The organism is Aeribacillus sp. FSL K6-1121 (genome assembly GCF_038003725.1).
In the GTDB taxonomy this organism is placed as follows: domain Bacteria; phylum Bacillota; class Bacilli; order Bacillales; family Aeribacillaceae; genus Aeribacillus; species Aeribacillus composti.
In genome coordinates this window covers 2,482,301-2,495,925 of sequence record NZ_JBBOPS010000001.1, presented here as the reverse complement: position 1 = coordinate 2,495,925, position 13,625 = coordinate 2,482,301, and the positions used below count along the sequence as shown (strand labels likewise).

The 13,625-nt window shown below is 39.1% G+C and carries 10 protein-coding genes and 2 pseudogenes; 9 read left to right on the top strand and 3 right to left on the bottom strand.

Going from position 1 to position 13,625, the window contains the following annotated elements:
- The first annotated feature begins 3 nt into the window (after positions 1-3).
- Positions 4-1,269 (top strand): ABC transporter permease, encoded by a 1,266-nt coding sequence (locus NSQ61_RS12195; protein WP_340807157.1) that lies wholly within the window; start codon positions 4-6, stop codon positions 1,267-1,269.
- The gene (locus NSQ61_RS12190; protein ID WP_063389230.1) at positions 1,266-2,381 is read left to right on the top strand and encodes an ABC transporter permease; all 1,116 of its coding nucleotides are present in this window, start codon (positions 1,266-1,268) and stop codon (positions 2,379-2,381) included. Before NSQ61_RS12195 ends, NSQ61_RS12190 begins: the two co-directional genes overlap by 4 nt.
- Before the next feature lie 40 nt (positions 2,382-2,421).
- On the opposite strand, the gene NSQ61_RS12185 is transcribed toward NSQ61_RS12190, so the two are convergent.
- Entirely contained in the window at positions 2,422-4,119 is a 1,698-nt protein-coding gene (locus NSQ61_RS12185; RefSeq protein WP_063389292.1) for an ABC transporter ATP-binding protein, read from the bottom strand.
- 533 nt (positions 4,120-4,652) lie between these two features.
- On the opposite strand from NSQ61_RS12185, the gene rraA reads away from it, so the two are divergent.
- The 3 genes and pseudogenes from rraA (at position 4,653) to NSQ61_RS12170 (ending at position 8,989) form a co-directional block, all read left to right on the top strand.
- On the top strand, positions 4,653-5,141 hold the full coding sequence (gene rraA, locus NSQ61_RS12180) for a ribonuclease E activity regulator RraA (protein ID WP_066248830.1): 489 nt from the start codon (positions 4,653-4,655) through the stop codon (positions 5,139-5,141).
- Positions 5,142-6,087: 946 nt separating this feature from the next.
- Positions 6,088-7,308: pseudogene (locus NSQ61_RS12175) on the top strand (transposase).
- A gap of 76 nt (positions 7,309-7,384) precedes the next feature.
- Entirely contained in the window at positions 7,385-8,989 is a 1,605-nt protein-coding gene (locus tag NSQ61_RS12170; protein ID WP_066248868.1) for an MFS transporter, read from the top strand.
- 183 nt (positions 8,990-9,172) lie between these two features.
- On the opposite strand, the pseudogene NSQ61_RS12165 reads toward NSQ61_RS12170, so the two are convergent.
- Together NSQ61_RS12165 and NSQ61_RS12160 are read right to left on the bottom strand one after the other, a co-directional pair.
- A pseudogene (locus NSQ61_RS12165) lies at positions 9,173-10,051 on the bottom strand (IS982 family transposase).
- A gap of 128 nt (positions 10,052-10,179) precedes the next feature.
- Positions 10,180-10,638, bottom strand: a complete 459-nt coding sequence (locus NSQ61_RS12160; RefSeq protein ID WP_130158378.1) for a ferritin-like domain-containing protein — start codon at positions 10,636-10,638, stop codon at positions 10,180-10,182.
- Positions 10,639-10,972: 334 nt separating this feature from the next.
- Between NSQ61_RS12160 and NSQ61_RS12155 the strand changes: the two genes are divergently transcribed.
- The 4 genes from NSQ61_RS12155 to NSQ61_RS12140 all read left to right on the top strand — a co-directional run bounded on the left by NSQ61_RS12155 (position 10,973) and on the right by NSQ61_RS12140 (position 13,580).
- Positions 10,973-11,512: an O-acetyl-ADP-ribose deacetylase gene (locus tag NSQ61_RS12155; protein ID WP_144597367.1), complete on the top strand. Its 540-nt coding sequence runs from the start codon at positions 10,973-10,975 to the stop codon at positions 11,510-11,512.
- A gap of 353 nt (positions 11,513-11,865) precedes the next feature.
- A complete protein-coding gene (locus NSQ61_RS12150; RefSeq protein WP_063389224.1) occupies positions 11,866-12,576 on the top strand; it encodes an AAA family ATPase in 711 nt (236 codons plus the stop codon).
- A 92-nt stretch (positions 12,577-12,668) separates the two neighbouring features.
- A complete protein-coding gene (gene ybaK, locus NSQ61_RS12145; RefSeq protein WP_327856554.1) occupies positions 12,669-13,142 on the top strand; it encodes a Cys-tRNA(Pro) deacylase in 474 nt (157 codons plus the stop codon).
- A gap of 147 nt (positions 13,143-13,289) precedes the next feature.
- Entirely contained in the window at positions 13,290-13,580 is a 291-nt protein-coding gene (locus NSQ61_RS12140; protein ID WP_063389222.1) for a phasin family protein, read from the top strand.
- The last annotated feature ends 45 nt before the right edge of the window (positions 13,581-13,625 follow it).

Below are 13,625 nucleotides of genomic sequence, written 5' to 3'. Positions count from 1 at the left end.
ACCATGATTGGACAATTTATTAAGAAACAATTTTTAATAATGATCCGCAATAAGCAGGAATTGCTTCTTCTATTAGTAATGCCGTTCACTCTTATATCTATTTTAGGTTTTGCGCTCACAAGTGTAATGGACAGCAAAAAAATGGATATTCAAGCGAAAGTAGCGATTGTCGAACATGGCAATGAACAAAAGGACTTCGAAAAATTCGCCAACGACGTAAAAAACGTGCAAATGCCGGATGAGGAAAAGGAATTTCTATTAAAACAAGTGGAAAAAATGATGCCTATTTCCATTTTAAAACAAGAAATTTTAGGCTCAAAAGAGCTGGAACCGTATATACAAATGGCAGAGTTTCAGCCTTCTGAATTGGAGGAAATTCGTGAAAATGACAAATATACAGTCATTGTTGAAGTGCCGGAGCATTTTTCATACACGTTGTTAAACCATTTAATATTTGGTGAGAAAACGAAGCCGAAGCTTAGTATATATGTCAACGAAGGCAAAGAAATTACAGCCCAATTTGTTCAAGAACTCATCACTGAATTTCAAGAGCAATATTCTTTGATTTCTAAACTGGATCAGGCTGGCTTAAACGAATCACTTGAACTGCCTGTCGTAAAAGTAAAGGGAGAAATGGAAACCGTGACAAAACGGGAGCCTATTAATTCTTTTACTTATTATACAGTCGGCATAAGCGTTATGTTTGTGTTGTATCTGGCCTCGTATATTTCGTCTCATGCTTTGCAAGAAAAACAGTCGAACGCATTCCATCGTTTGTTGCTTGCCAATGTACCGAAAAATTTATACATGGCTGCTATTTTCATAACTTCCTTGATCATTGCCTTTTTTCAGCTCTCCTTGTTATATGCTTTAGCAGCCGTTTTTTACAGTGTCAAGTGGCCGGATCTCTTCTCGTTTATCATTGTTACGCTTGCTCTTTGTGTGGCAGTCGGAGGAATAGGAACCTTTTTAACATCATTGAGCTATCGAATAAATTCAGATAATGTTTCCATTTTCTTCTCAAGCGGAGTCGTTTCTATTTTGGCTTTTCTTGGCGGCAGCTATTTCCCGGTTTCGCAAATGTCGGAATTTATGCACAAATTGGGGGATATGACGCCAAATGGAGCCGGCATGACAGCTTATTTAAAAATTTTGCAAGGCTATGATCTGTCGCAATTTATTTGGCCTGTCATATACTTATGTCTTTTCGGTTTTGTTATGTTTGTATTGAGCTTGCTAGTTTTCCCAAAAAGGGGTGAAATGGCGTGATCGGAGTTTTGACAGCAAAGCTGCGTCTTTTTATCCGGAAGCCTTGGCTATTTTTAATGGTGTCGATCCTTTCTGTCGTTTTTGCTATGCTCATCAGTTCCGTAAACAAACAGACTATAGTTGTTCCAGTATACAGCGCGCTGCCTGAAAGTGAAGTGAAGGAAATCATTCGCTCTCTTGAGCAGTATAATCTATTTTCGTTTAAAAGGATGAAAAAAGAGGAAGTTGAAAAGCTGGTTGGCGAAGGTAAGGCGGAAGCAGGTGTGGAGCTTAAAAAGGACGATTTCCGCATAATCGTTGCTTCCAATACCCCCAATAGCTATTTGGTTCAGCAAACGGTTCAAAAAGTTTACGCAAAAGCATTACAATCCAAGTCGATCATCGATCAGGTGAAGGAAAAACAAGGAGAATCAAGCGCAAAGCAAGTGGCAAAATCGCTTGCGGAAGCGAAAAACGATCCGGTGTTTACCATAGAGACAAAACATTTCCGTGCGGATGAAACTGTTATCATCAACAGCAAAATGCAATCGATTTTCGGCAGTGTCTTATTTTTTGTCATTTATACGATTGCGTACAACGTTTTTAATATATTAATGGAAAAGCGAAACGGCATTTGGGATCGAATGATTTTGTCGCCGGTCAAAAAATGGGAGATGTATGCCGGAAATTTAATTTACAGTTTTGCAACCGGCTATATTCAGGTGGCGCTTATTTTTGCAGTCTTTCACTTTGTGTTTGATGTAGATTTCAGCGATAAATTTTGGTTTGTGCTCGTATTGCTCATCCCTTATGTACTGGCAATTGTCGCAATATCAATTTTTATAGTAGGAATTGTCAATAATGAGCAGCAGTTTCATGCGGTGCTTCCGCTTGTTTCTGTCAGCATGGCGATGCTCGGAGGATCTTATTGGCCGCTGGAAATTGTTTCTTCGGATGCACTTCTCTTGCTTTCAAAATTTGTCCCCGTTACGTATGGAATGGACCTGTTAAAAGGGGCGGTAGTTTACGGCTACTCATTCAGCGATTTGCTCTATCCGATGAGCATCCTATTCTTGATGGCTGTTGTGTTCATGGGGTTAGGGATCAACATTATGGAGCGGAAACGGGCTTAAGCGGTCAGCTTCCATTTGTAAATTATATGCGGCTCCCGCCTTAATCGTTGGCGGGAGCAAAATTTTGCATTTGTCGGCTGACAAGCTTTTGATACAACGGATGGGACTGCAATAACTCATTATGTGTTCCCTGACCGGTAATTTTACCATTTTCGAGGACGATGATTAAATCTGCATTAATAATAGTTGAAAGTCGATGGGCGATGACAAATGTTGTACGATTTTTCATAAGATGAAGGAGAGCGTTTTGCACTTTTTGCTCGGAGTTGCTGTCTAAATTGGATGTAGCTTCATCCAGCAGAAGAATTTTTGGATTTCTCAACAGTGCCCTCGCGATGGCAATGCGCTGACGCTGCCCACCGGATAGTTTGATCCCTCTTTCGCCGACTTCCGTTTCATAGCCGTCTTGCATTTGTTCGATGAATTCATCTACATTGGCCAATTGCGCTGCTTTTCTCACTTCTTCTTCGCTGACTGTACGATTTAGGCCGTAGCAAATATTTTCACGAATCGTGCCAGACATAATCGGGCTTTCTTGAGAAACGTAACCGATCTGTTGGCGCCACTCAAAAAGCGGAAATTCGCGAATGTCGGTATTCCCTAATTTTATTGCCCCGTTTGTTGGCTGATAGAACCGTTCAATAAGGGAAAAAATAGTTGTTTTACCAGCACCGCTTGGTCCGACGATCGCGACGGTTTGGCCGGGCTTCACTTCAAAATGAACGTTTTGCAAAATCGTTTTTCCTTTTTCATAAGCAAACGAGATGTTTTGAAACACGATTGGTTTATGAACATCAATTCTTGTATTTCCATTATTATGTTCTGTTTCTGTATTCAAAAGCTGCTGAATTCGTTCTGTCGCACCCATTGCCTTTTGGAAAGCTGTAAAAAATCCTGCCATTTGGCTAAAAGGTACAATAATTTGCACCATATATATTATGATGGCAACGAGCGAACCTGCGGATAATTCCCCTCTGGCAACACGAATTCCTCCATAGCCGATAATGACGACTAACACCGCCATAATAATCGTTGCCATTAAAGGTGAAATAATCGCTTGGATTTTTGCTTCCTTCAAGCCGAATCGGAACAACTGCTGAATTTTTTGATTTCCGTTTTGTTTTTCGACAGGTTCGGCAATGTTTGATTTTACCAACCGGATATCGCTCAGCACGCGGCCTAGATTGCCGCTGAAAGTGGCCATTTCGTCTTGGGTTTGCATGGAAATTTTATAGATTTTCTGTCCAAGTGGAAGAACCAATACGATAGCAAGCGGTACAAAAATAAACAGAATGAGCGTCATTTTCCAATCAATGATAATTAAAATAGCGACAGCCCCTAAGACCGTAACAATTCCTGAAACGAAATTAGCTAAATGCTCGGTCACAAGCGACTTTACTGTATAAGTGTCCTGTGTTATGCGGCTCATCAATTCTCCAGATTCATGGCGGTCAAAATAAGGTATCGGCAAATACAGCACATGGTTCCAAAGCTTTAAACGGATTTTTGCCACAATATATTCGCCAATATAAGACATAAGATAATAGGAGAAGCCTGATGTGGCTGACTGAAGAATAAAAACTGCAATCAATAAAAAGATTAAATGAGTTTCAATACTTGAAGTTGAAAAACGATCAATCAAATCCCGTGTAAAGATCGGAACGACTAATCCTGTAGCTGCTTCCAAAAGACTTAATGCGATTGCCGCAACAAAAATCCAGAAAGGAGGGTTAGCCATTTTTATCAGCTTTTTAAAATTTTGCCAGGAAGTTTGATTTTTTTCAAAATTATCCACAATGAATCTCTCCTTTACGTTCGGGCCATTTTGAATCAGGATTGCTGGATAGCTTCTCTCCTTCTTAGTTTTATCTTAAAACCTGACGTAACGTTAGAATCAATATATTTTTTGAAAAAATGATTTAAATTTTGAAATTGTATGGAAAGGAAGAATTGCGGCTGTCTAAGTGGAACAGATTTGACGTCTCAGTCCTTTTCATATCGTTAAAACGGTTACATGAAGCCCGCCTCTAAGCAAGTGGGAGGGGGTAGTTCATCGAAATATTTTAAAGAAAGAATTAATGAATCACTAAGTGCAAGAGAGAAGAGTTTGGCTTTGTGTTGCGCCGGCTAGTATCCAGCAAGCCCGGCCAAACAACGAAAAGCGAGCGCGAATCTTGACCTTTGATTATTTTTTCAATTTGAAAGGGATTTACTTCTTGGTTGTCAAAATATATTTTTGTATCAATCATAGATGGGAAAGGAGAATTCATCATGAAAACTGCTGATTTATGCGATCAATATTTAGAAAAGCTTCAAGTTTGTAAATTGCCGCTTATCAGTTATGGGGGAAAAAAGAAATTTTCAGGTCCAATTGCAACGGTTGAAGTGTTTGAAGATAATGTGCTAGTTCGTCAAGCTCTAGAAACGATCCCAAAAGGTTCAGTTCTTGTTGTGGATGGAAAAGGTTCACGAAACTGCGCGCTTTTAGGAGATCGTTTAGCTCAGATTGCATGTGAACGTGAATTATCTGGCGTGATTATAAATGGATGTATACGCGACTCCGCTGAAATTGCGACGATGCCGATTGGGGTAAAGGCACTCGGCACCTGTCCGGTTAAAAGTAAAAAAGAAGGGAAAGGAAGCCGTGATGTCGCACTTGAATTTGGTGAAGTGCGCTGGACCCCAAATGCGTATGTGTATGCTGACAATGATGGCATTGTTGTTTCGGAGGAGTCCCTAAATATCGATTCATTTGATTGATTCGCATACCGTCATTATGTAGGAATCATAGTAAAGGTACGCATAAGTGATAAGCAGTCAAATGATACAGAATACAAATTGAAAAAAATGTTTTTTTCTAAATACATGCGTGTACAGCAGCATACATAATAACAACAGTTCAGCAATGTAAGATTTATGGATATAAGTCAGATTTTTGAACACAAATTTTTTCATGAAGTTCCTGTCCGTATAAGTGTGGTAAGGCAGTGACACTCGACAATGAGCCTCTGCGGGCGTGATTCTTCTGTCAAGAAGGAGATGTGTAAAACATCGGCAGGCAATCATGTCCGTTGCTCCAGTAAAGTTGCTGTAATCTCCATTCTATTTAATGTATATTAAATGTACGTTTTTTATTGGTATTGACGATTTAAAAAAGAAATAAAAGATTTTCGGGTCGTTTTTACTGTAGAAGCGGAAAAACAAATTGACAAAAAATTCAATGTAACTAAGACATTTTCCATAAAAAGGGGTGTGATATACAAAATTACTCCTCAGAGCTGAAGGATTTCTACTTCACTTGATATGACGGGTACTAGCCCGTTCGCAACTTTATTATAGAGAGTAAAGGCATATATCCTTATTTGGTAAGCCCAAAATGCTTCAAATAGTCGAGAAGAGAATACTGGTGAGATGGCACATACATTCTAAAAAGAACATTGTAATTACTGTTTGAGGAAAGAATATACAAACTAGGGGGAAACAGAAGAAATTGAAACCATTTATGTACTTTTCGTAGTAGATTAATAGGGTAACTTGACAAGCTCTTTTATCGATTGTTACAGTTTATTCATAAAATATCAAAGCAGTGTGCTAGTAATTTTACTTTTTACTGTAGATGGGCAAATGAACTACATAATCTGTAGGTGAGCAAATTATCTAACAAATATTTACATCCAAATAAGAAAATAGGCATGCCCCCGCCTCCTTGGTTAAAATAGATGTGCCAACAAACCATTTATACAAGAAGGTTCATGTCTTATGAATAGATTAGCACATTGGCACTTTATTTATTAAAAACCTATCATGAAGCATTCCGTTCATCTTGAAGATGCGATGATTATGAAAGGCTTTCTAAAACATTTACTGATCACTACCTGGGAACTTTCACCGAATCATCGCTCGACACTTAGCCATTTTTCTCAAAAAAACCTGGAATGAAGAGACATTACTTCGCAAACTCAGTATCAGTAGGGGATGCTTCATCGCATTGAACGCATTGCTAAACATGAAAATCAATCCATTTTTGTTTCGCTCGACGATACAATTTGGCAAAAAAAAACAAATCCTTCGTCACGGACAAAGCATATCATTCAAGGATGTTGATTGGAATGATTCTCACGCCGATAAATAGTTAATCTGGGTACATTCTCTCGCTTGGCTCACGGTTCATGTGATGACTCAAGACTTTCTCTTTCGTGTTTCGCCCCTACGACAATACGGCTGGGGAAAAAAGTGGAAACTTGCGGTTGAAATGCCTTCTTCTTTGGATGTGAACCGTCCCGTTTATGTGCTAATGGACTCTTGGTATCAATCTCAAACGCTCATGGAAGCTTGCTTGAAAAAAAGATTCCACGTGATTGCAACGCTCAAGACCAATCGTTTTTTATCCAAAAGACATGGCGGTTCAGGCAAAGGAGTTTGACCACTCTCTTTGAAAGACACTCATCTCGTCCATGGTGGGAGAAGAACGTTATCGCGTTGACCGCTACGAAGGGGCGCACAAAAGTATCAGATATGCCGTGGTGCTACTCTGCTTAAAAAGACGATCAACCATGACGCTTGACAATCTTCATTGCGTTTTGAGTACCGATCGAAAGCTATGTAACAAAGACATCTTTGCGCTACTATGTCGACGTTGGTCGATCGATTCTTTTTCCATCAAGCGAAAGACCACTAAGCCCGATGGGTACCGTATTAGCAGGCGTTGGGCGGTGAAACGGTATTGGATTCTAGTTTTATTAGTTTATGTGTACAGTATGACGAGAAATCCAACAGCGACTTTAACTAGAAGGGACGCATCTTTGTCGAGTTTATTTATCAGAAAACAAAGCAAGATACTCCCAAAAAAACAGTTTCATATAGCAAAAGGGATACTTGTTTGTTGTTTTTTTTAGATGACAATTGTTGTGTAATTTACATGGCGTAACTATAGTTATTTATTGTATTTTTAAAGTAAGGGAGTGACTTATTTGAAAGAAAAAGCATCTAGCCAAACATGGGCAATGATATTATTTACAATTGGCGTGTTTATGGCTGCTTTAGATAATGGAATCATTAGTGCTGCACTGACAACGATTAACAATTCGTTCGAAGTTTCTGCTAATTGGGGGGCATGGGGAGTTACCCTTTATACATTAGGATTAGCTATCAGTGTCCCGATCATCGGAAAAATATCGGATCGATATGGACGAAAAAAATTATTTATTGTTGAAATTGCTTTGTTTGGTTTGGGATCTTTACTTGTTGCTTTAAGCCCAAATTTTATTTTTTATTTAAGTGCTCGATTCTTACAGGCTCTTGGTGGAGGGGGAATCTTCATTATCGGTAGTTCACATGTACTAAGTACGATGCCGGTTGAAAAACAAGGAAAAGCCCTTGGAATGTTGGGTGGAATGAATGGGATTGCCGCCGTTTTGGGACCGAATATTGGCAGCATGTTATTAGATTTAACAGGTAAATGGCATGTATTATTTTTTATCAATGTCCCGATAGCGATATTTTTAATTATCTTTGGATGGGTAAAATTAGAAGAAACGAAAGACCCGGAAACTGGGCGTCTCGATTTGTTCGGAACGGTTTTACTATCTCTTTCCGTTTTAGGAATCATGTATGGATTGACGAATATCGAAGGTGTCGAATTTGTAGACAGCTTGTTGAGCCCAAATGTGTATGGTTTTATTTTATCGGGGATTGTTCTTTTCATTGCTTTGATTTTTCATGAAAGCAAACTCGAAAGAAATGGCGGCGACCCTGTTCTTCCTTATCGTTTGTTAAAACAACCTACGTACCTTTTAACTTTATTAATAGGGACTTTCTCTGGGGCGTTGCTGGCAGCCATGATTTTTATCCCGGCATTTACAGAACAAGTGCTCGGGATTGCGTCAGAAAATTCCGGGTATTGGTTAACACCCCTTGCAATAATGGCGGGAATCGGTGCATCTATGGGTGGAGCATTCGTTGATAAAAGAGGACCAATTTCAGCGGTGATATTATCGGGAATCATAACTTCCATCGGTTTTCTCTTGTTCCCGACATGGATTGATTCAAAATGGCAGTTCATTATTTCTTCGTCGGTTGCAGGTTTGGGAATGGGAATACTTCTCGGTGCCCCGTTAAATATTTTAGCGACAGAAACGCTGAAGTCGGATAAAGGTTCCGCACTTTCTACCTTATCGTTAAGCCGACAAATCGGTATGACCCTCGCTCCAACGATCTACGCAGGTTTCATCGCTAGGGGATTCAATCACATTCCCGAGTTATTTAAATCCCATTTTCCTATTATACTAAAGGAAAAGATAGGAGGGACGAGTTTAAGTTCGGAAGCCATGAAGGAGTTTTACCAACTATCTCAACAATTTGGTACGTCATCTGGGGAATTTTCCGAAAATCAGATGCTGGGAATCATCAATCAAGTCAAAGATCCAGGGTTAAAAGAAGTGATCCAATCGAGTGTCGATCAAATCACCTTAATGGCAGCACAAGATGGTTACAATGGACTCTTTTATTCTGCCGTAACCTTAGCGATCATGACAATTTTCGTTACTTTGATCCTAATTCCCATTCGCAAAAGAAAACTTGGGGAGACAAAGCAAGTTCATTCTTCATAAGCAGTTGATCATGTTTAAAGATGTTCACTTTTCATAAAGAATGAAGATCACCGGGAGGAGAAATGAAATTCGGTTAGTTAAGATGGTTTACATTTATCCGTTGGCTTTTACCTCCTAAATTCTTGCAAAAGAGAAATAACCTACAAAAATGTATATGACATTACCCATGGTGCTAGTTGAGCGTCAACGCTCAACTAGCCCAAGAACAACGAGCGAATAGGCCAATAAAATGGCATCAAGCGCCGTTTCAAATCCAGAGATCGAATTGGCGCGAATTTTCGTGATCCGAAATGAATCCACTAAAACCGAGAACGCGGTTTCGACGATTTTGCGTTTTCACTTCATCCATTGTTTCCATTCTTTTGATTGCACCACACGTTGATTTTTTCGGGCAGGCGTCCAAAAAGCGATCTTGTATTCATCGTACAGCTTCTTTTGCAGGGCTTGGCTCACATATCCTTTGTCGCCAAGTGTATACGGATGAGGAAGTTGAGTCATCACTGTTTCCGCAGCTGTCCGATCGTGGCAGGATGCCTCGGTCAGGACATATCCCATCGGAAGCGCTTGGTCGGTAATCTGAAGATGAAGCTTAAACCCATAGTAAACCATCTTTTTGGATGCACAATACCCAATATCTGCGATTCCTTGAAATCGTTTGACGCGATACATTCGTGCGTGGTGGCAGAGTTCAATGGGTAAGCTGTCCACTACCGCATAAGCGTGATGTTGTCCACGTTTGGCGAGTTGGTGACGAATCCATTTGATCGCCCAACGCAAAGAACGGCATCGACGGTTGTATCGAGAGCGCTCTAGGAACTTTTCCTTGGTGAACAGGTTTCCAATGACAAATCGATGCCAAGCCCGTTCCGAAGTAAAACCCAGCAATTTTCCAAGAACGTGAATGGCGATGATAACCTCATCCTCTTGCTTCAACAAATGACGATTTCGACGTTGCAAATACATCTGAATACAAGACAGTTGTGCTGATACAACGAATAAGATCGCGGTATATTGCTTTTGAATTTTTGCTTGGTTTATTGTAAAATGAAAGTGCTCTTGCATGGAACTTCTCCTTTTGAATGTTTGTTCGCACTTTCATTTTAAAGGAGATCCTCATGCAAGGGCTGTTTTTATGTCTCGAGATTTTATCTAGCACCACGGGTATATGACATTATCATTGTACACACATTTTAGCCGATTGTATCAATCGGCTTTTTTTTTTGTATGTCATGTAAAGCCTGATTCAAAAGGTCAAGATGTTTTATGTTTTTATCTAAAATTTGTTGAACAAGTCTGTAGCTTTGGTCATCTAAAGTTCCATTTACAATGTTCTGTGATATTTCAATACCACGTTTTTCACCAGCTAGTGCATCTTTTACTATATGGTCCGGTTCATTGTTGTGGTCTGTTAACATTTTAAATATCTCCATACTTTTCCCTTTGATTCCAGGATGATCAACTGGTTTTCCGCCAAGATCTTGTATTCTTTTCGTTATCTCCATCGCATGTTGCTGATGATTTTGCTGTAACTGTTGTAACAGTAATTTAAGTTCCGGTTGCTTAGCACGATTTATATATTCATTATAAGCGTGAATTGCCATATAATTTCCTTTTAAAAATTCATTTAAACTGTTTATAGCACGTCTCACTTCATGTCCTCCGCAATTTATTTTTAAAAGTATTTATAGTTTGATTTGTGTGGTAAAAAAATATGCAAGCTTTATTGTAACAGTTGGTCTTATATGTATTTTCCGATTTATATTTGTTATGATAAGACAAAGAAGAAATGGTTGTATGATGTCAATATGAAAACTCCTAAAGGTCGCACAATTGAGACATCATTGAATTGTTCAAATTCGTTCAAAAAACGATCGTGGATATAACACAATAAGGTTTAAAGTATCGTCTAATAGGGTTTCCGTAACTAGGAGCTGACTGTCAGTATACAAATTCATATTTGTATAAAAACGGAGGTTGATATTAATGAAAATCGTTATTAACGATACTGAATTGGAGGTAATAAAAGGCGATATTACAAAGTGTACTGTTGACGCGATTGTTAATGCGGCTAACAACGGACTTTTGGGAGGCGGGGGTGTCGACGGCGCGATCCATAGAGCAGGCGGGCCGGAGATTATGGAGGAATGCAAAAAGATCAGGGAAAGAACAGGAGGATGTCCGACCGGGGAAGCAGTTATTACTACTGCAGGAAATTTGCCCGCCAAATACGTTATTCATACTGTCGGACCAGTATGGAAAGGCGGAGCCTATCAAGAAAGGGAGTTGCTAAGAAATTGCTACATAAACTCCTTAAAGCTTGCGGAAGAGCATTTCGTGAAAACGATCGCATTTCCAAATATCAGTACTGGTGTTTATCGTTTTCCAAAGCATGAAGCGGCCCAAATTGCTTTAGAGACCGTTAAGGAGTGTATTCAAAATCAATTCATCCGAAGCATTCAATCAATATTGTTCGTTTGTTTTGATGACGAAAATTATCATATTTACAAGACGATGATCAGATAGGAAAAAACACTTTTTCGAATCAATGGCCACCATACAAAAATCATTTATTCGTTGGCGAGCTTTAATTGTAAACAATAAGTTTTTGCGACATATTTATCAAAAACTAAGAAAATATGCAGCGTTGAGACGAAAATCTCCATCGCCCGTTTCGTTTATAATGAAACTTTTTCAATGAATGCAGAAATTTGGAAGTCGGAATACAACATTTGATGATTTTCAAAGCGATCAACTTCAAAGGTCGCAATATTCCAAAAAATTTTTTCCATAAAACATCAAGCAATCGGCAGTTGTTTATTTTATGTGAAACGTGCACAGTGAATATGAAAATACGAACGACTTTGGAGATGAATTCAATGTATTTGAAAAGCCTCGAAATTTTAAGAAATAAAGATATTGATTTAAATAGCTACCCGTTTTCGATTCCTGCAATAAAAAATTTAAAATCCATTTCGTTTCGTTCCAATATTACTTTTTTTGTCGGGGAAAACGGTTCCGGAAAATCAACGCTCCTTGAGGCAATAGCTTATCAGTGTGGCTTTAATACAGCCGGAGGAGGCAAAAACAATAATTTTCATGTAGATGCTTCCGATGCGGCCCTTGGGGAATACATACGGCTGTCATGGATGCCAAAAGTGACGAACGGGTTTTTTTTGCGAGCTGAGACCTTTTATCATTTTGCGTCGTATCTCGATACAATTCCTGAAAGTCTCCCTTATTATGGAGGCCGTTCTCTTCACAAACAGTCGCACGGGGAAGCTTTTCTCTCACTTTTAACAAATCGTTTTGGAAAAAAAGCGATCTATCTGTTGGATGAGCCTGAAGCAGCACTTTCACCTGCTAGACAGCTGACTTTATTAAGAATCATAAAAGATTTGGAAAACGATGCGCAGTTTATTATTTCTACTCATTCTCCCATTTTACTCGGCTATCCAAATGCCCAAATCTTAAATTTTGATGAACATCCGCTAAAGGAAGTAAAATATGAAGAAACTATGCATTATATTATTACTAGGCGGTTTCTCGAAAATAGAAAAAAGGTGTTAAGTGAACTGTTTAACGATTGAGACACAACAGCCTGTGTTGGAGATGCCGTCCATTTATATTTTCCATCACATCGCTCATCCTAAAATATTCTGTTTTTGGAGAGGTATAAACAATGAACACAAAAACAAACGCAATGCGAATTCTTGATAAAGAAAAAATACAATACAACGTGATTACTTACGATGTCCAAAAGGGGAAGGTTGATGGGATTTCTGTTGCACAAATGATTGGCAGAAGCCCTGAATCAGTATATAAAACATTAGTTGCTAAGAGCAGCGTCGGCAACATTTATGTATTTGTCATCCCTGTTGAGGCAGAATTAGATTTAAAAAAAGCTGCGAAAATAACAGGAGAGAAAAAAATCGAAATGCTGCCAGTAAAAGATTTACAAAAATGGACAGGCTATATCCGCGGAGGCTGTTCGCCGATCGGCATGAAGAAACATTACCCGACGATTATCGATTCAACTGCATTGGAACACGAGCATATTATTGTCAGCGGGGGCAAAATCGGCGTGCAAATGGAGCTCAGCGTCAAAGATTTGCAGCAAGTAACAGAAGCGAAGCTGGAAGATGTGACGAAATAACAAAAATAGCCGAATTTTATAAGATGTGGTTGTTGTTTACACTTCGAAAAGAAAGTGAAGGAATTTTACTGAATAAAATAGAAGATTAAGGTGATAACAAGGATAAAGCCTCGTGTTGAAATTCGAAAGAAATGGAGGGCAAGCATAATGGATTTATTCAAAAAGGGATTGGCGTTCGGACTTGGTTTAGCTGTAGCAAGCAAAGAACAAGTGAAAAAGTTTGTAGATGAACTCGTGAAAAAAGGCGAGATATCGATTGAAGAATCAAAAGAAGTTTTTAACCAGCTAATCAAGCGCGGTGAAGAAGAAAAAACTGAACTGCAGCGTCTTGTTCGAGAGCAAGTGGCTCAGGTGATCAACAAACTAGATATAGCAACGAAAGAGGATATCCGAGAACTGGAAGAAAAGATTCGCAAATTGGAAAAGGAAGATGAGTAAAAGAGGACCTGTTAAAAGGTCCTTTGTTGTTGAGGAGGCGGTAAA